Raw genomic sequence first — 18,826 nt, 5'->3', positions numbered from 1 at the left:
CGCGCAATTTCTACATATGCAGTCACCAATTTTAGGATTATTTTCGCTACTAATTATGTATTTTTTTGTAAAATCAGGAGGTTTAGATATGAGAAAAGTATGGCAGGTGGTCATCATAGATATCCATCCTACAAGTATGCTGGGAACAAAGCTTATTTTGGAAGACCAGCAGGATTTGCTTGTCAGAGGGATGTCTTCCTCCGGAACGGAAGGCTTGGAGCTGGCTTGCTCCATTCGACCGGAAATCATTTTAATGGACTACAGGTTGCCTGAGGGAACGGCAGAACCATTTTTGACACAAATGCGGGCCTTGTCTCCGGACAGCCATATTGTTATTATGACGGATGAGGATAATATTACGTTGTTTCAGCAGCTAATTTCGCTCGGCGCAAATGGAATGTTATCCAAACAGGCATCACCGAGCCAGTTAATCCATCTGATCAACGGTTTACGCGAAGGATTTGCTTCTTTACCGATGGATTGGATTCGGTATGGAAACTGGCCCTTTATGCCGTTAATGGCATCCGAGCCTTTTGACGAATTGACACAAACCGAAGTGTTTATAATGGAACGTATCGTACAAGGAATTACATATGACAAAATTGCTATCGAGATCGAAGTTAGCCGACGCTCCATTGATAATTATCTACGTAAAATTTATGCAAAATTAGGCGTGTCCAGCCGGGCGCAGGCGATTGAACGTTATGCCTTATATGCGCGTCAGAGGAAGCAGCTATATGCCTGATGCGTCAGCCCGGAGATCATGACCTATTTTTAAGGAGAAGGAGGATGTTCATGCAATATTCCTTTGCTTCACGAACGGCTGCGATGTTGGCTTCTCCAGTGCGTCATATCCGGGAAAATGCGAGAAGACACTCCTTTATATCTCTGGCTGAAGAATTACCTGCACAAGAGCTGTTTCCGGTGAAGTTGCTGGAAGAAGCGGCCCATGATGTGTTTGGCTCCGGCCCTGATGCCCTCCAGTATGGTGAACCGGAGGGCTATTTCCCTTTGCGGGCATGGCTTGCGGGTGAGTGGGAACAGCGTAAAGGAGTAAGAGTACCACCAGGTCAAATCCTTCTCACGACAGGTAGTCAACAGGCCATTGACCTGATTATAAGGCTGATGGTAGATGAGCGTGATCCGGTATTGGTCGAAAACCCTACATCTCCTGGATGTTTACAAGTGCTATCTATGCAGGGTGCGCAGATCGTTCCTGTAGAATCAGATGGGGAAGGTGTCATTCCTGATAAGCTTGAAGCTTTAATGATCCGTTATCGACCCAAGCTTTTTTTTGCCACGCCAACGTTTACGAACCCGACGGGCTCCTTGTGGAGCGCGGCTAGGCGGCAGGAAATTTTGGACCTGTGCAGGCATCATGAGGTACTAGTAGTTGAGGATGATTCTTATGGTGAATTGCATTTGAAGCAAAAAAATGAGTCCCATGACAAGAGTCCGCATGGTCAGAGTCGAAAATTTGCAGAGACTTACCCCTCACTATTTGCGCTGGATCATGCGGGTCAGGGCGGTCAAGTGCTCTATATCGGTTCGTTCAATAAAACAGTTGCTCCGGCGCTGAGAACGGGTTGGGCTGCTGGTCCTGCGCCGCTAATTGAAGGGATGTACGCCTTGAAGCAGCTGGCTGATATGCAATCCAGTACGATGAACCAACGGCTGCTGTTCCAATTGTTGACCAGCTCGCGTTTTCAATGGCACGAGCACTTAGCGATGCTGAATAAGGAATATTCGACTCGACTTCAATTAATCTTGGAGTTGCTCAAGCGTCCGTTTTGGAAAGACGTGACGTATCATATTCCGTCCGGTGGCATGTATGTATGGGTGCAGTTGCCCGATGGGCTGGACAGCGCATTGCTGCTAAAGGCGGCGTTACCCAAAGGCGTAGCCTTTATGCCAGGTGCGCTATGTGCGGTTGGCAGTGAAGGCGCGTCCCATATCCGCCTCAATTTTAGCCATCCAGGCCGTGAGCAATTGCTTATGGGCATGAATCTGATCGGTGAGACGATTAGTGAATTTACTGCGCGGAGCTAACAAAACCATCGCCCCATGTCAGTCATCCTCCGATTCCGCAGCAACGATGGAGTAAGTGATTGGCGCTTCCGCAATCTGCCGCTGTCCACTGTCCTCGTCAAGCTCTGTGGCCATTCCAGTGGCCGTTTTAATGCCATGCTCTTGCAGCACTGCTGCATACTCGGTCAGGGCAGCTTCGCCAAACGGAGTCAGTCGATAGCGGCCGCGGGATACGCGCTCAAACCAGCCGTAATAGTTGTGCTGAAGTACGGCAGCAGCTGTGCTGACGGCTGCTATGCGGGCGAGCTGCGCCGGAGCGGCTTCCTCCAAGCTTTGCAAGGCTGCGGCTACGCGCAGCGCTTTTTCCCGATAGGCAGTGACCAGCTTGCGCCGAGTGCTGCCGCCGATATTGTGGTCACCGCTGCGTGCGTGAAATTCCCGCAGCAGCTTTTCCTTGCGCGAGCCGGGGCGTACCGTTGCTGCATTGTGGACATTGTCGCTAGGCGCCGCAGGCTTACACAGTACCTCAACGAGCGGCGGCTTCGTTTTAAAATGGGTGACGGTGAGCAAGCCAAGTCCCAACTGGCGGCACAGTCCGACCAGCTCGTTCCAGCGCTGATTCACGGCCCCTTTTTTGGCACGATTCCGTTCTACAGCTACATATACATTGCTGCTTAGTTTCAAACGCTGCATGCCTTGCAGCACAAGCGCCAGGTTAAACGTCTTTTTGATCTCCACAATCAGTGGTGTCTGTTGCCCTGGCTTGATACCCACCAAATCGCAGTTGCGCACCTCGCCTTTGACTTCATATCCCAAGTTCTCAAAAAAGGCTTTCACCGGAGCGTACAGCTCCGTCTCATGCCGAACCGCCATGACTTCTCCCGCTCCTTTATCCCATTATTCCGAGCTTATATTGTACCATAATGCGTCAGGTCCGCATCGTTGTTGTATATTTTAGCACAGTGTATCCCTTGGTTTTTTCGAAAAAGCAGAGAGTCCTGTCACAAAAAAAAGGTCAATTCTGAAATCAATCTGCATAGGTATGTATTACACTTTTTTTTAAGGGGATTGCATCATATCCTGAAAGGCGTGACGTGTAGCCATAATCATCAGGAGTGGAGGATAGTCATTACGCAGTCATGGGAGGAACCGAGCATGAATATTTTTGAACGCGTTGCGGAGTACCGGGCGGAAAACAACCGTCTGGCCTGGAGCGGCACTTTTAGAGAGTATATTGAGATACTCAAGAAAGACCCGACGCCGGCGATGACAGCTCATGCACGGGTTTACAAGATGATTGAATCTTTTGGTGTAGAAGAGGTTGGGGGACATAAGCGATACAAATTTTTTGAGCAGGAGATCTTTGGACTAGATCGAGCGCTGGAAAAGTTGGTGGAGGAATATTTCCATTCCTCAGCCAGGCGGCTCGATGTGCGCAAGCGTATCCTTCTTTTGATGGGACCCGTCAGTGGGGGGAAATCGACACTAGTCACGTTGCTAAAACGTGGTCTGGAGAAATTTTCGAGAACGGATCAGGGAGCCGTATACGCGATTGAAGGCTGCCCCATGCACGAGGACCCGCTTCATCTGATTCCCCATGAGCTGCGTCCCGATTTTGAAAAGGAGTTGGGTGTACGGATTGAAGGTAATCTCTGCCCATCCTGCCAGATGAGATTGCGCACGGAATTTGATGGTGATATTGAAAAGGTCCGCGTGGAGCGGGTGTTTATATCGGAAGAAAACCGGATTGGTATTGGTACGTTCAGTCCTTCTGATCCGAAGTCACAGGATATTGCTGATTTGACGGGCAGCATCGACTTTTCCACGATTACGGAGTATGGTTCGGAATCCGACCCGCGTGCGTATCGGTTTGACGGAGAATTGAACAAAGCGAATCGTGGACTGATGGAGTTTCAGGAAATGCTGAAATGCGATGAGAAGTTTTTGTGGAATTTGCTTTCTCTAACCCAAGAGGGAAATTTCAAGGCTGGGCGGTTTGCGCTCATCAGTGCAGATGAACTGATCGTGGCTCACACCAATGAATCCGAGTATAAAAGCTTTATTGCAAACAAAAAGAACGAGGCGTTGCAATCACGGATGATTGTAATGCCGATTCCTTATAACCTGAAAGTATCTGAGGAAGAAAAGATTTACGCCAAGCTCATTGAACAAAGTGATATGAGACATATCCACATTGCGCCTCATGCGCTGCGAACGGCTGCCATTTTCTCCGTGCTTACCCGCTTGAAGGAGACGAAGAAACAGGGAATGGATCTGGTCAAAAAGATGCGCATGTATGACGGTGAAGAGGTCGAAGGATACAAGGAAGCCGATCTGAAAGAAATGCAAAGTGAGTTCCTGGAGGAAGGGATGTCCGGGGTAGATCCGCGGTACGTCATTAATCGTATTTCCAGTGCATTGATTAAGCAAAATGTGGAATCCATCAATGCCCTGGACATTTTACGAGCGATTAAGGATGGTCTGGATCAACATGCCTCCATCACAAAGGAAGAACGGGAGCGCTATCTGAATTTCATTTCCGTGGCTCGTAAGGAGTATGACGAGTTGGCGAAAAAAGAAGTGCAGAAGGCCTTTGTGTACTCTTTCGAGGAATCAGCCAAGACGCTGTTTGACAACTACTTGGATAACATCGAAGCTTTTTGCAATTGGGCGAAAATTCGCGATCCGCTCACAGATGAGGAACTCGACCCGGATGAGCGGCTCATGCGCTCCATTGAGGAGCAAATCGGGGTGTCGGAAAATGCAAAAAAAGCGTTCCGTGAAGAAATATTAATCCGTATTTCCGCGTATTCTCGCAAGGGACGGAAGTTTGAGTATCATCATCATGATCGGCTAAGAGAAGCCATTGAGAAGAAGCTGTTCGCCGATTTGAAGGATATTGTGAAGATTACGACTTCGACCAAAACGCCTGACGCTAATCAGCTCAAACGGATGAATGAGGTGATTAAGCGACTGATTGAGGAGCATGGCTACACAGGAGCCAGCGCCAACGATCTGCTGAGGTATGTAGGTAGCCTCCTGAATCGGTAAGACGAAAATAATAAACAAGTACAGTATGGTGAAACCATGGGTTGATCTGGATGGTGCCACACGGTTGTGAGGTATCCGATCAACGTGTTTTAGAGGGAATTCGGTAAGCACAGGGGATTTCAGGTGCTGCCGGATTCTTTTTTTGTATCAGTAGTCAGTTGTGTTTATATATTTTTCTGAAATTTCTATAAAAAAAATCATAATCAATCTTCTACTTTTTTAACATTATCTAAAAAGTTGCCGATAAATATGGTAATGTAAAATCTATGTAAACTATTATTTGGAGGAACTTATGATTCATGTCGCGGAGAATAGATTAAAACAGATACAATATATTGGTATTACTGATGATGATTTGGCTTTATTGCATCATTATCAGGGACTATTTCAATCTATTGTGAATGAGGTGGTCGATCGGTTTTATGAGCATGTAGAAAAGGTTCCGCATCTCATGTCGATTATTTCCAAATGGTCGAATATTGAACGACTAAAACAAACACAACGTGAATACTGGCTTTCTCTCGCAGATGGGAAAATAGATGATCAGTTTATCGAACACCGTCTTTTTGTGGGGCAGGTGCATTCCCGAATCGGATTGTCTTCCGATTATTATTTGGGCACGTACATTGCTTATCTTGATATTGCAGTGGACATTTTAAAGCGTTCGGGGATAGAGGATTGGTATTCTATTGTGCATGCTCTTTCCAAAATGTTCAACCTGGATTCCCAGCTTGTACTGGAAGCTTATCAGGAAAAGGAAAAGGAACAAATCAACGAGCTGGCCGACGAACAAACGCAGGTGCTGACCGTTGTGTCCCGAATTGCGCAAAATTTGACCGGGATGATTGCAGAGCTTAGAGAAAATACGGATAATATCGCGGAGAGTGCCTGCAACACTGCTTCTTCGCAGGAACATACAGAGGAATTGGTACAGCATTTGAGTGACGAGATTAAGCATATTGAGCAGATGAGCGGTACAATCCGGGAACTGTCCGATCAGACTCATCTGCTGGGACTAAATGCGGCGATTGAGGCAGCCCATGCACAGGAATCAGGACGCGGGTTTCAAATTGTGGCTCAGGAGGTGCGAAAGCTTGCATCTAATTCGAAGCAAGCACAGGAGCAAATTCAGCGCAAGGTACTGGATATTGCCCGTATGCTTGACAGTGTGCAATCCGAAACAGCTGCTACAACAGCCAGTGCCCGGCAACAGGCTTCGAGCTCAGAGGAATTGGCTTCGTTCACAAAGCTGATCGAAAACATGGTGAAAGAATTGGAAATGTTGCAGCATTCCTCGGAAATGATGGAGGTATGAGATGTAGCTTGAATGGTATTCCTACTTTGGAAGACTCTCTATTGTAGCGCCTCAGTCGAAGATTTTTTCCATTCCAAATGAGCCGCAAGTACTCTTTTCCATAACTCGTCCCGTTCCTGGTGACTGTAGTTAACGAGCGGCTCGCCAAATACATCTGCCAACACTTCCAGCCACTGCGACTTCTTATCCAGCTCTATTTTTTCCAAACCGTTTAGCCCGCGTTTTTTCCAAATACATCCTCTGAGTTCATTCGCTTCTAATGCTTGCCTTTGCCGAATTAGAAACAGGTTAAACCATGGAGATTCCGCTGAGCGGCTATAGAAATGATGTTTCGGCATAAATTCTTCTAAGTCCTGAACAACCGTAGGGGCAAAATCAACGCCAACAAATGAAGCAAGCGAGTCATGCTCTAAGCGCCAACCTTTTGTAACAACCCCGGATTCCATAACTTTATAATGAAGAGGGGTTTGTTCATAAGTCCCCATACGGAGTGGAAGAGGCTCATATGGCATATCGCCCAGCCCGACATCAACAATCCATACTTCATCTTCATGATGCTCATTTAGCAAGTTCACTGTTAGTCCAAGATGAAATGAATTAATGCGTGGTTCAGCTCCCAGAGGTTGTACCCCGGCACGATGCAGAGAAACTTTGTACCCTAGTGAATATAGTAGTGCACTAAAGGCACCATTCAGATGAAAACAATAGCCACTTCTCCCATGTAGAATGAGTTGAACGGATTCTTGAAAACCAATGGCTGCCGGCTTCCTTGCAAAAATATCCAATGTTTGCCATGAAAGATGTTTTACATGAGCCTTATGCAGCTCAACTAAATAGGAAAGGGTAGGAGGCTGAATTTCGGAAATTCCGATTCTGTTTAAATAAGCTTTTATTTCTTCTTTTGTCATGGTGTACATGTACAATCACCTCTATTGTTAGTTTCCCAAATTCTCTTCTTGAAACCATTGAGCATTGAGTCTTAGCATCATTGTAGAAGGGGGGAGTGCTGTTTACAATGCTATAAATTTTTGGTTGTACCGGTACAGTTAGCAAGTCGATTGGCTTTAGCGGCATGCGTTTTTCCTGTAGTTGTTGTCAGAACACAAAAAAACAGACCGTTTCTTCGGGTCTGTTTTTTTGTTTAGTTCCAAGCGACAGATTATAATAGTGATCTAAGTTCACGTCGGTATTTGTTCAAATGCATGAACGACGGAATGACTCGCTTGGCAGAACGGAAGCCGCCTATTCTGATATTGCGGACCACATGATAGGGAGAGATTAATAGTGCGTGAAGCAGATGCAAATCATGGGTGCTCAATGGACGATATCGTTGATAGTAATCTATCGCGCGCAGCATCTTAGTCCCATTCCAAAGACAATTCCGATGAAGAAGATGGGAGAGATCCTTCATCCTTACATGTAGGGAGCAATTTTCAAAGTCGATCAAATGGATTTTGAGCTGTTTGTCTTTAATCAGATTGGGATAATTATAGTCGCCGTGTATAAATACGGCGGCTTTTTGCTCCTGAGCGATTGCTTCTCTAACTTTGGGCTGCTGTAGGCGATGGGACACTTCTTCACAAAGAGCTACGAGATGTGCTGTGCCTCTGTATGGAATGAGGCGTTTTTTGTATCCAGCTATTTCATCGCTCAAGCCTTCATAACGGATTCTGGCAGGCGGCGCTTCCGTGACAGGAAAGCCTACGGCACTGGTGTGGAATTTGGCTAAAGTAGAAATCCCCTTTTTGAAGTCTATTCTTTTTGTAAATTCCGGTCTGGGTCCATGAACCCAATTAGTTAGTGTATACGAAACACCTTCATAGGTCATGTAGGCTGTTTGCTGTACGGTTGGATAGACCTTTTGGCTACGTGTAAACCCGCGCTCATCCAGGTAGGACAAGACACGTGTAATAAAACGAATCTCTTCTTCGGGGAATTTGTAGGGCTTTAAGCAATAAGTTGTATTAGCGGTTTCAATCTTGTGAATGTCCTTCATTTGGCGGCTACGCTGAATTTTGATTCCGTACATTTGCTCAACGCTCGATAAAATCGACATTTTGCTCCTCACTTTCTTTTATACATGAGCCCACTCCTGCAAAATATGGATGATTTGTAATCGAAGAGGCCACGACTGATCCCAATTGTCCAGGATTTCGCGATCTCTTGAACGATTCGGGTGTCGGGAAGCATGCCAGGCTTCTCGTGGTAGTTTATATAAAGCTGTAACAATCTTCCGTTCAGTACGGCTGAGTGGTTTTCGTTTTTGGTATCCCTTCAGCAAGGATTGCACAAATTCAGGGTTGAATTGAGTCGTATTCATAAGGGCCTTTGCCAAATCAGCATAGACTGAGCCGATCTTAACCCGATCCCAATCAATGATTTTGAGATGACCGTTATCCGAAATAATGACATTCGGGGTAGTGATATCACTGTGTATCAAGGAGGGATGCCGTTGTTCCATCCGAAGCAGCCTTATAATGGATGCGTCCTGCAAATCCTTCCATGCTCGCCTGGATAAACGTTTGCAGTCTTCGCCGTGAGCATTGTACCAGTTGCGGTACGTTTTATCATGGCGACTGGTTTTTGTCATTTTTCTTTGAAAAAGACGATCCTGGTTTTTCCATACCCGCAATTGTTGAATGGTCGGAGGGGACTTTCCTTTATCCATCCGATGCAAGCCGGTAGAGGTGGCGTGAAGTGTGGCAAGGGCCACTCCCAGTTTTTCGAAATCTTCAGCGGTCTCCAGTCCCCGTCCTTTGATCCACTGACTTACATAAAATGGCGTTCCTTGATGTAGAGTCCATAACTTGCCGGAATGAGTGGGGAGCCATGCGGGCATGTAGGTATACTTTCTCTTTTTCAAAAGCCTGATATGGCTGGCAACTCGTTCCATTTGTTGAATCGTATTTGAACGGACCATCTTTGTACGACTAAAGGGTTTTAATGCATAAGTTCCTTTTTTCGTTTTCACCTGGATCACTGCATTTTTTCGGTATAATGATGAGACTAAGCTTGATTTCAACGGGATCAGGCCGAAACGACGGGTGATTTTGCGAATCTGTGCTTTTGTATAGGATTTCGCCATAAGAACCTCACTTGACTTTGGATTGAAGAAAAGGGTAATCCTCTGTTAGTTATCAGTCTATTCATGAGGGTATAATAGGTGCAGTTTTATGGAGCCATCTTCGTTCTTTTCCTGTCACATTGGTCAAAAAAACGGAGCAGCGAAAGTTCGCTGCTCCGTTTTAATTAGCTCTACATTTAGTTACCCTGATTATGACCTGGGTGATTAATATTCGTTGTCATCATCATCTTCGTCTGTATCCACGATTGCGCCAGATGATGCATGGATTTCAAGCTCAACGGTTCCTTCGTTGGTGAGTACCTTTACCTCGTAGATGAATTTTCCATCTTCCTTATCCAATTTAGAAGACAAAAGGGTGCTCCCGGGCACGTGCTTAAGCGCAATTTGTCCAGCCTGCTTTTCAGTCAGGAGGGTGTGATTTGGCTTGTTGAGGGAGGACTCGTCATTCGAGTCATGATCAACCTCAGAATGGGAACGGATGGTTTTCCCAGTATAAGCATCAACATCTATATCCCAATCTTTATCCCCTTGTTGGAGATCCACCTCATAGTAGACTTTTCCGTTCTTGCGCTCCAGTTCGACATCTTCAACTTGTGCATTATTCCCCACAGCTTTCTTGGCAATGTTGGCAGCGGCGGTCGCTCCAATAAGACCCGTAGGTTTAGCGGCCCATACGGCATTCGCTGAGACACCCGTAACCGTAACTCCAAGCAGAACCGTGGCTGCCATAATTCCTAATGTATAGTTTTTTTTCATTACATCATTCCTCCTTGTGCTATAAGCATGAATACAGTTTATCTCTTGAACATGAGAGGAACATAATAGAATCATGAGAAAACCATGAGAAAACATGAGCTGAGATGATCATCAAGTCGTCATGATTCGTTGTGCTCCTGTTTTTCTTTTTCCCAAGTTATAGAGTCGATAGAGCCCGATACTGCATTGACCTGCACCACTGCTTCGCGCCCGTCTTTTACCTCAACCTCAACCAGATAATAGAGGCTTTTGTCGTTGCGGTGAAGCTCAATATCATCGGATGTTCCGTTAACTGCTTGGGCAGCAAGCTCGGCTGCCTCCTTCTCTGTAATGACGAGAGAAACCGGGTCAGGTTTATTAGCTGGATTCGATGTGTCTCTGGTTGGTGAGGTACCGGGCTTGTGGTCCTGGGGCTCCTGCTTCGCATCTGTATAAGCCTGTGTCCGCTTAATGGATTCGATGGCACCGTTATAGGCATTGGCCTTTATGTCGTACTTGCCTTTAGCGTGTTCCAGCTTGATCAGATAAAAATCACCCGAGCGTTGAGATTCGAGCACCTCGCCGGGATACTGATGCAAAATGGATTGGATGACGGCCTTTTCTTCCAATGGAGAAGCTGCTAACGAACGTGCCCAAGGCCACTGTAAAAGACAAATTGTGATCAATACAGCCCCCAGCGTACCTCCAATCATCCACACATAGATGGCTTTCATCGTTATTCCCTCCTTTGGCTTATTATTTTGGAACGGTAGGAAGGATGATCGTTGCCGTTGTTCCGCTTCCTTCTACACTTTCTAGTCCAATTTGAGCATGTATAGCTTGTGCAATTCCTGTAGCCAATGATAAGCCTAGCCCAGCCCCACCTTCCTCGCGGCTTCTGGCTTCATCCACACGATAGAAGCGGTCGAATACTTTAGATAACTTTTCTTCCGGGATTCCAATTCCTTGATCTGTGATTCTTATGCAGGGTTGAGTTGTACCGTCCACGGTATCAATCATCAGGTGTATCGGCTCGTCACTGTATTTGCGTGCATTATCCAAAAAGATAAATAGGAGCTGCTTTAGCTTATTTTCATCGGTATAGCCAATGCAGTCTGCCTGTACATCCAGTTGAATTTGTCGGGCGAAGGCATTTTCGAATGTAGCTTTTAATTCTGTCGCTATTCTGGTCAGGCGTACAGGCTCCAGCACGACGTTCCATTGTTCTTCGTTTCTGGCCAACAGAAGAAGCTGCTCTGCCATGTCCTTCATTCGGATCGCCTCGGAATGGATCGCTTCAACGGATTCGGCGAAAATGTTGGGATGCTGCAACCCCCGCCGTTTGAGCAGGCTGGCATAACTTTCAATAATGGTGAGCGGTGTCTTCAATTCATGGGACGCATTAGATACAAATTGTTCTTGCCTGACGAAATTCCGCTCCAGCAGTTCAATCATGTCATTAAATGTTTCACCCATTTCGACCAGTTCGTCACGTGATGTTGAATTGAGCGGAAGACGTTTAAATTTTCCGCTGCGCTGAATTTCTTTCATCGTGCTAATCATAGATGTAATTGGACGTGTGATCAGTCTGCCGAGCAGCCTTCCCGATACCACGACAGGAATGAGCGCAATTCCAGTGACAGCAACAAGTACGATTCTGAGTACCTGTAGCGTCTGCATCGTTGGTTGCAGACTTTCGGTCACCTGGAGATTGACAACCTCGCCATTGGTCCAAATCATGGGGAGCGATACAAGAATGTAATGCTTGCTTTCATAGGTAATCATGCGAACCTGCCGTGTTTCATCAAAAACGCCCTTCATCAAGCTAAGAGATTGCTCGGAAGAAGAGGTGATAGGGGGAAGAAAGTCGCCTTCTGGTTTCATCAGCCGAAGCATGCCATCCAGCGGTACATAGGCTCGGAGAAGATCCTCAGCGGCTACGGATACCGGAGCACGTTGAATCCCACGAACTATGTTCTCTGCTGCAGCCTCTACCTGGTCTTTTCGACTGTCTATCGAAAGTTGGCTGAATAGGAAATAGATCGAAAAATTAATGGCTACAAGTAAGACCGCGAATAATAACGAGGTGTACGTATGGATTTTGTTTTGTAGCTTCATAAGGATTCCTTCAGAACGTAACCAATTCCTCGTACAGTATGGATCAGCTCAGGGAGCTGGCGCGTAGGGTTGATTTTATTGCGCACGTAGCGAATATACACATCGACCACATTGGTATCGCCCATATAATCTATGCCCCATACATTCTCTAGCAATTGTTCACGGCTAAGTACCTGCCGCTGGTGTCTGAGTAAATGAACGAGCAAGTCAAACTCTCGCGGTGTAAGCCCAATGTTATGCTCTCCTCGAAGAACTTCACGAGTACCTTCATGGAGACGTAAATCCCCGGCACTAAGCCATTGATCTACCACTTGTGGAGCCATGTCTTTCGTTGCACCCACTCTAAGCGCGGCCCGTACACGTGCAAGCAGCTCTTCGATCACAAACGGTTTGGTAACATAGTCATTGGCTCCCAAATCGAGTCCCTCGACCTTATCTGCAATGGAACTTTTAGCCGTCAACAAAATGACAGGGACGTTTGCATCATGCTTACGAATTCTCCGAAGCAGCTCGATGCCATTGAGACCGGGAATCATAATATCCAGCAATACTAGATCCCAATTGCCTTTGCAATACGTCTCCAGCCCATCAATTCCGTTTTTTTCTTTACATACTTGATAGCCTTCAAATTGAAGCTCGATCTCTAGAAGACGGGCAATCTTCTCTTCGTCTTCTACGATCAAAATAGATTGTTTCATGATCATGCCCTCCTGTAGGCGAATAGCCGATACGGAAGTATTTTAGCATATACGGACAGGTAAGACACTTCAAAGCGCAGGGCAGTGAGGGAAGAGATATTTATACTGCGTCATATTCCTTAACATTAAAAAGGAATAAAATGTAATGATAGCGTTATGTTTTTATTTTTTTATCCTTTATGCACAACAAACATGCCTTTGTTTTGGTCAGGACGAACATTGTCTATGTAAGGAAAGTTGCAGTAACATAAGTTAAAACTATTCACCAGAAGCGAAATACATCATTTCTAGTCACAGGAGGGTCATATGGAAAACGAACAAGAAAAACGTCATCCGAAAACATTTGAGCCTTTTGCATTTATTCTGATTGTGGCTACGAGCATTCTGGGAGCGATTATCGGGATGCAGATCGTTACCAGCCTGGGGGTGACCCCGAATACGGCCATCATTGGAGCGTTAGTCGCGATGCTGATTGCACGTATTCCAATCAACTGGTTTTTGCGCTATAAATCCGTTCATCGTCAAAATTTGGTACAAACTGCGATCTCCTCTGCTACTTTCGGGGCGGCTAACAGCCTGCTCATTCCAATTGGAATCCCTTATCTCATGGGTACGCCTGATTTGATTGTACCGATGCTGCTGGGAGCGGCGTTAGCTATGTTTGCAGATGCAACAATACTTTATAAAATTTTTGATTCCAAGCTGTTTCCTGCCTCGGGCACCTGGGCACCGGGTGTTGCAACGGCAGAATCCATTAAAGCTGGAGATAAAGGCGGTAAACGTGCCGGTTTGCTAGGGATTGGGGCACTCATCGGGGTAGTAGGCTCCTATCTAAGTATTCCAATGTCTGCGTTTGGGGTTGCGTTTATCGGCAATATCTGGGCGCTCGGTATGTTTGGGGTCGGTCTACTGATTCGCCAGTATTCCATGCCACTGTTCCAGATTGACGTTAATGCGCTCTATATTGCTCATGGCGTGATGATTGGGGCGGGCATTGTGGCGTTAGTTCAGGCTGCTATACTCGTGTTCGGAGTGTCCGGCAAGAAAAAGGGAGACACCACTACACGTTCGGAAAAAGCTTCGGATGCAGAATACACCCGCCCGATTGCAGAGGCCCGTCGTACGCTTGGACTCGGGTTTATTGCTTATCTGGTCATTTCGCTGCTGATTGCCATTATCGGTGGATTGGTTACGCACATGTCGGTAGGCATGTTGATCGGCTTTATTGTATTTGCGGCCTTTGCCGCGTTTGTGCATGAAATTATCGTCGGCATTGCGGCTATGCATTCCGGTTGGTTTCCTGCCTTTGCGGTCGCTTTTATTACCTTGCTTGGCGGAATGATGATCGGTTTTCCACCTGTGGCACTGGCATTGCTAGCTGGATTTAGCGCAGCTACTGGTCCTGCTTTTGCTGATATGGGCTTCGATTTGAAAACAGGCTATATCCTGCGCGGCAATGGCAAAGATAAAGAGCTGGAAAGGGAAGGAAGAAAGCAGCAGTATATAACGGCTCTGATTGCTTTTGCAGTTGCACTGGTGACTGTGGCACTGGCTTACCCGAGTTATTTTGCACAAAATCTGGTTCCGCCGATTGATAAGGTGTATGTGTCCACAATTCAGGCCGGGGCAACACCGGGTGTCGCAAATCAGCTTTTGCTATGGGCGATTCCCGGAGCGATTCTCCAGCTCATCGGTGGCTCTAAGCGCCAATTGGGCGTCATGTTCGCAACGGGGCTGCTGATTGCGACCGCAAACGCATGCTGGGCCGTGCTGGTCGGCATAGCGATCCGTTTTCTCGTAACTCGTTTTGCAAAACAGGAGGCCGTGGCTTCCATGACGATTCTGGCTGCTGGTTTTATCGCAGGAGATGCACTCTACAACTTCTTTAACTCGGTATTTAAACTAAAAAAGTGAGATGATGCAGATGGACGCTTTGAAACTGGATGAAAGAATTGTTGAATATGCCGTTTATGGCGGTGCTGTCTTGGGTGGTGGAGGCGGAGGCTGGGTTGAAGAAGGGCTGCGGATCGGAAAGCTGGCCTTGGAAGCAGGACAGCCACTACTAGTTCCTATAGACAGCTTTGCAGACGACGATCTCTTTGTCACTGTGGCTGTCGTTGGTGCCCCGGCTGCGCCAGATAAATATGTAAAGCCCGTTCATTATGTAAAAGCGCTGGAAATGGTGTCTTCCATGACAGGAAAGGGTATCCGGGCTTTGCACACGAATGAAAATGGTGGTGAAACAACCATTAATGGCTGGTTTCAGTCGGCCTTGACCGGTATTCCGGTTGTGGATTTTGCATGTAATGGTCGTGCGCATCCCACAGGAACGATGGGTTCAATGAACTTGACTGAGCTACCGAATTACGTCAGCCATCAGGCTGCGGTAGGTGGGCGCGGAGAGCGCTATATGGAAGTAGGCATTACAGGATCTTTAGATCATGCAGCTTCGTTGGTTCGTAAAGTCTCGGTGGAAGCTGGAGGATTAGTAGCGGTCGCGCGGAATCCGGTGACAGCTGCTTATGCGAGAGCCAATGGCGCCCCGGGAGCCATTTCCCGGGCAATCGCTGTCGGAGAAGCGATGCTGGCACATCAGGGCGAAGCTGCAATTGCTGCTGTGACTACGGAACTGGGCGGCAAGGTCATCGCTGCAGGTGAGGTCACGGAATGCCGGCTCGAAACATCAGGAGGGTTTGACGCCGGGGTGGTTCGTATAGCGGATAGCGGTCGAACCTACGAAATGACTTTTTGGAATGAATACATGTCCCTGGAGCTTGATGGTGAACGGTTAGCAACATTTCCAGACCTGATCATGACATTGGATATGGACACAGGAAGACCTGTTATCACAGCTGCTGTAGCCCAAGGGCAACGCCTGGCAATCATTGCAGTACGTAAGGAACAGCTCCTGTTGAGTACGACTATGTTTAACAGCAAATTGTTGCAGCCGATTGAGGAAATTATCCATAAACCCATACTGTCCTATTTATGAAATGAGCGTGAGGAACGCAACCATGGCACTTCAAGAAACATTGACTGTATTCGAAGCACTGGATAGCGCCTAAGTGAACGGAGAGCGAGTAAAACAGCTTTTTACTGGATACGAGAATATTTGAAGTAACGGTTAAAAGAGTGATTGGAGCGAGTCATGAGATTGATATTGCCACTGCCGTGAGATTTACAATTGAGACTGCCAAGGAATTTACGAATGGGACGTTTCCATGAAAATACTTCAAACAGCAGGTAATGCTCAAAGCCACGGCTGATGCACAAAGGGCAGGCCACGGGCTTGCCCTTTGTCGCCAGGAGCGTAAAATAAAATGAAGCGAAAGCAGGGATTCAAAATGCATAAGCTTGGGATGATTACGATTGGGCAAGCCCCCCGGTCAGATGTGGCCCCTATCGTAGAAAAGGCCTTGGAAGGACGGGCAGAGCTGGTGCAGGCCGGTGCGCTGGATGGGCTCTCATTGGACTATATACAACAGCATCTATCACCGTCACCGGGAGAATATGTATTAACCTCGCGCTTGACGAACGGGGAGTCGGTGGTCATTTCACGCGAAAAAATCCAGCCACTGCTCCAGGACAAAATCACACGTTTGGAGGAGCAAGGCATACGTACTATATTGCTACTCTGTACCGGTGTGTTTCCTGGATTGCATACCCGAAGCGCTTTTCTAATTGAGCCAGATCATGTGCTTCCCCCTGTACTAAAGGCCATGTCCAGCGGAAGAAGACTGGGTCTCATTGGACCGCTCGAAGAACAGAAGAACAATCTCAAGCTTAAATTCAGTCCTTATGGATTGAATCCAGAGTTTGCGGCGGTCTCGCCTTACAGTGGCAGTGAGGAAGAATTTCGCCGAGCAGCAGGACAGTTCAAGAATCAAGCCGATCTGATCGTGCTGGATTGTATGGGCTATACAGAAACGCATAGAGAGCTAGCGGCGCATTACTCGGGGGTTCCCGTTGTATTGTCCAATGCCTTGATTGGCAAACTGGTATCGGAAATGGTGTGAGGAAACATAAATTGGAGGTAAAATATATGAGTCAACAACGTATTGAAATCAGTAAAAATGTATTGCAAAAATGTTTGGGACTTACCGCTGGGGAGACGCTTCTGGTCGTAACCGACGATGATAAAAAAGAATTGGGCGAGTCCATATATGAAGCTGGCAAGGCACTGGGAGCAGAAGCAGCTATTTTGACGATGAAGGTTCGCTCCAAATCGGGCGAGGAGCCTCCGGCCCCTGTTGCCGAAGCCATGCTTCGCTCCAACGTTGTTGTATGTGTCACCCGGTATTCGCTAACACATACAAGTGCCCGTAAGCAAGCCGCAGCTGCTGGAGCACGCCTGGCGACCATGCCTGGGATGACAGACGATATGTTCATGAATGGAGCAATTGCTGCTGATTATCCGAAGGTCAAGGCGCTGACTGAAGAGGTGACCGCATTGCTGACTGCTGCCAAGCAGGTACGGATTGAAAAGGATGGATATAGTCTGAACTTTACCATAGAAGGGCGCAACGGCGTTCCCAGCACAGGTATGTATTTGAATCCTGGCGAATCGGGCAACCTGCCTTCCGGTGAAGCGTATATTGCTCCGCTGGAAGGAACGGCACAGGGTCAGATTATGGTGGACGGTTCTGTAGCAGGAATCGGTGCCTTAAAAGAGCCGCTGCTACTGACGGTGCAAAATGGCAGATTAATCGCCGCAGAAGGGGAAGCCGGACAGTCCCTGTTGGATATGCTCGGTGAAGGCGATGGTAGAATGCTGGCCGAATTTGGTATTGGAACGAATGATAAAGCTCGCATTACAGGTGTTGTGTTAGAGGACGAGAAAGTATATGGCACGATTCATGTCGCTTTTGGCAGCAATAATACCTTCGGGGGAACTGTCGCTGCAGGTGTACATATTGACGGAGTCGTACAAAAGCCGGATGTATATCTGGATGATCGTCTGATGATGAAGGCTGGTCAGTTGCTAGAGAGATAAAAGGGAGGAAGTTATCATGCTTGGAATGATCAGAGTGCTTACCATGCAGGACAAAGCAGCTATCGACCTTCACGGCCGGGTCATTGAGCAGCGCTACGGGCTGCCTGTCACCAGTGTATGTATTCCCGATCAGCCGAAAGGAATCTATGATGATATCACAGACCGGGAAGCGGTGCCTAAAATTGTGCTCGCGGCGCAACAACTCGTTGAACAAGGCTGTACGTCTATCGGTATTAGCTGCGCGGCTGATCCGGCGCTAGAAGAAACTCGTCAAGCTGTATCTGTACCTGTATACGGGGCGGGGTCCTGTGCGGCACTCTTGGCTTTGACATCGGCCAGCTGTGTAGGCGTGTTGACCATTTTGGAGGAGGCTCCGCCGCTGATTCGCCACATTTTGGGCAATTCCTATATCGGTACAGAGCGTCCCATAGGTGTGCAGACGACACTGGACTTGAACACTCCACAAGGTAAAGAGGCGGCTATGGCAGCAGCGTTGCGGCTTCAGGAGAAGGGGGCTGAGGTCATCGTACTTGCCTGCACAGGTTTTGTAACGATGAACTTTGCGCCAGAGCTGGAGCGTACACTAGGGATTCGGGCTATTGACCCGATTGTGGCGTTGGGTGCAGCCGTTTCGGTACGCTAGCAGCCACTTCGTGTGGGGTACAAGCAGGATAGTTCTTAAACTTCATCATAAATAGTTCAATATTAAAATAAACCGCCTTTTCCAGAAAAGGGCGGTTTATTTATGTTCCATTGAGCTCCTAAAAATAGGAATGGGGCTGGTGTGGATAGACTTGACCAAG

The 18,826-nt window shown here is 47.2% G+C and carries 17 protein-coding genes; 9 read left to right on the top strand and 8 right to left on the bottom strand.

What is annotated here, in order from left to right:
* The first annotated feature begins 88 nt into the window (after positions 1 to 88).
* Together AC5ELV_RS03625 and AC5ELV_RS03620 are read left to right on the top strand one after the other, a co-directional pair.
* Positions 89 to 745 (top strand): response regulator transcription factor, encoded by a 657-nt coding sequence (locus AC5ELV_RS03625; protein ID WP_013309442.1) that lies wholly within the window; start codon positions 89 to 91, stop codon positions 743 to 745.
* Between the two features lie 50 nt (positions 746 to 795).
* A complete protein-coding gene (locus AC5ELV_RS03620; RefSeq protein ID WP_029516518.1) occupies positions 796 to 2,049 on the top strand; it encodes an aminotransferase-like domain-containing protein in 1,254 nt (417 codons plus the stop codon).
* 18 nt (positions 2,050 to 2,067) lie between these two features.
* On the opposite strand, the gene AC5ELV_RS03615 is transcribed toward AC5ELV_RS03620, so the two are convergent.
* The gene (locus tag AC5ELV_RS03615) at positions 2,068 to 2,901 is read right to left on the bottom strand and encodes a DUF2161 domain-containing phosphodiesterase (protein ID WP_493429158.1); all 834 of its coding nucleotides are present in this window, start codon (positions 2,899 to 2,901) and stop codon (positions 2,068 to 2,070) included.
* A gap of 282 nt (positions 2,902 to 3,183) precedes the next feature.
* Between AC5ELV_RS03615 and AC5ELV_RS03610 the strand changes: the two genes are divergently transcribed.
* Positions 3,184 to 5,079, top strand: coding sequence for a PrkA family serine protein kinase (locus tag AC5ELV_RS03610; RefSeq protein WP_493429157.1), 1,896 nt, complete (start codon positions 3,184 to 3,186; stop codon positions 5,077 to 5,079).
* Positions 5,080 to 5,371: 292 nt separating this feature from the next.
* The gene (locus AC5ELV_RS03605; RefSeq protein WP_493429156.1) at positions 5,372 to 6,394 is read left to right on the top strand and encodes a protoglobin domain-containing protein; all 1,023 of its coding nucleotides are present in this window, start codon (positions 5,372 to 5,374) and stop codon (positions 6,392 to 6,394) included.
* A 38-nt stretch (positions 6,395 to 6,432) separates the two neighbouring features.
* Here AC5ELV_RS03605 and AC5ELV_RS03600 read toward each other — a convergent pair whose 3' ends face one another.
* The 7 genes from AC5ELV_RS03600 to AC5ELV_RS03570 all read right to left on the bottom strand — a co-directional run bounded on the left by AC5ELV_RS03600 (position 6,433) and on the right by AC5ELV_RS03570 (position 13,030).
* Positions 6,433 to 7,311 (bottom strand): arylamine N-acetyltransferase family protein, encoded by an 879-nt coding sequence (locus AC5ELV_RS03600; RefSeq protein ID WP_493429155.1) that lies wholly within the window; start codon positions 7,309 to 7,311, stop codon positions 6,433 to 6,435.
* Between the two features lie 242 nt (positions 7,312 to 7,553).
* Positions 7,554 to 8,450: a phosphotransferase gene (locus AC5ELV_RS03595; RefSeq protein WP_493429154.1), complete on the bottom strand. Its 897-nt coding sequence runs from the start codon at positions 8,448 to 8,450 to the stop codon at positions 7,554 to 7,556.
* A gap of 18 nt (positions 8,451 to 8,468) precedes the next feature.
* Positions 8,469 to 9,479, bottom strand: coding sequence for a phosphotransferase (locus AC5ELV_RS03590; protein WP_493429153.1), 1,011 nt, complete (start codon positions 9,477 to 9,479; stop codon positions 8,469 to 8,471).
* A gap of 204 nt (positions 9,480 to 9,683) precedes the next feature.
* A complete protein-coding gene (locus AC5ELV_RS03585; RefSeq protein WP_493429152.1) occupies positions 9,684 to 10,235 on the bottom strand; it encodes a PepSY domain-containing protein in 552 nt (183 codons plus the stop codon).
* A gap of 119 nt (positions 10,236 to 10,354) precedes the next feature.
* Positions 10,355 to 10,948, bottom strand: a complete 594-nt coding sequence (locus AC5ELV_RS03580) for a PepSY domain-containing protein (protein WP_493429151.1) — start codon at positions 10,946 to 10,948, stop codon at positions 10,355 to 10,357.
* 22 nt (positions 10,949 to 10,970) lie between these two features.
* Positions 10,971 to 12,332 carry a sensor histidine kinase gene (locus tag AC5ELV_RS03575; protein WP_493429150.1) on the bottom strand — a complete coding sequence of 454 codons (1,362 nt, stop codon included), beginning with the start codon at positions 12,330 to 12,332 and terminating at the stop codon, positions 10,971 to 10,973.
* A complete protein-coding gene (locus tag AC5ELV_RS03570) occupies positions 12,329 to 13,030 on the bottom strand; it encodes a response regulator transcription factor (protein ID WP_493429149.1) in 702 nt (233 codons plus the stop codon). Before AC5ELV_RS03570 ends, AC5ELV_RS03575 begins: the two co-directional genes overlap by 4 nt.
* 306 nt (positions 13,031 to 13,336) lie before the next feature.
* On the opposite strand from AC5ELV_RS03570, the gene AC5ELV_RS03565 reads away from it, so the two are divergent.
* The 5 genes from AC5ELV_RS03565 to AC5ELV_RS03545 all read left to right on the top strand — a co-directional run bounded on the left by AC5ELV_RS03565 (position 13,337) and on the right by AC5ELV_RS03545 (position 18,666).
* Positions 13,337 to 14,944: an OPT/YSL family transporter gene (locus tag AC5ELV_RS03565; RefSeq protein WP_493429148.1), complete on the top strand. Its 1,608-nt coding sequence runs from the start codon at positions 13,337 to 13,339 to the stop codon at positions 14,942 to 14,944.
* A gap of 10 nt (positions 14,945 to 14,954) precedes the next feature.
* The gene (locus tag AC5ELV_RS03560; RefSeq protein WP_493429147.1) at positions 14,955 to 16,022 is read left to right on the top strand and encodes an S-methyl thiohydantoin desulfurase family protein; all 1,068 of its coding nucleotides are present in this window, start codon (positions 14,955 to 14,957) and stop codon (positions 16,020 to 16,022) included.
* 328 nt (positions 16,023 to 16,350) lie between these two features.
* A complete protein-coding gene (locus AC5ELV_RS03555; RefSeq protein ID WP_493429146.1) occupies positions 16,351 to 17,046 on the top strand; it encodes an AroM family protein in 696 nt (231 codons plus the stop codon).
* Positions 17,047 to 17,072: 26 nt separating this feature from the next.
* The gene (locus AC5ELV_RS03550; RefSeq protein ID WP_493429145.1) at positions 17,073 to 18,023 is read left to right on the top strand and encodes an aminopeptidase; all 951 of its coding nucleotides are present in this window, start codon (positions 17,073 to 17,075) and stop codon (positions 18,021 to 18,023) included.
* 16 nt (positions 18,024 to 18,039) lie between these two features.
* A complete protein-coding gene (locus AC5ELV_RS03545; RefSeq protein ID WP_493429144.1) occupies positions 18,040 to 18,666 on the top strand; it encodes an aspartate/glutamate racemase family protein in 627 nt (208 codons plus the stop codon).
* Positions 18,667 to 18,826 lie beyond the last annotated feature (160 nt).

Source organism: Paenibacillus sp. NMA1017, from assembly GCF_058895805.1.
The sequence above is the reverse complement of the archived record's forward strand: the minus strand, read 5'-3'. Positions and strand labels throughout refer to the sequence as shown.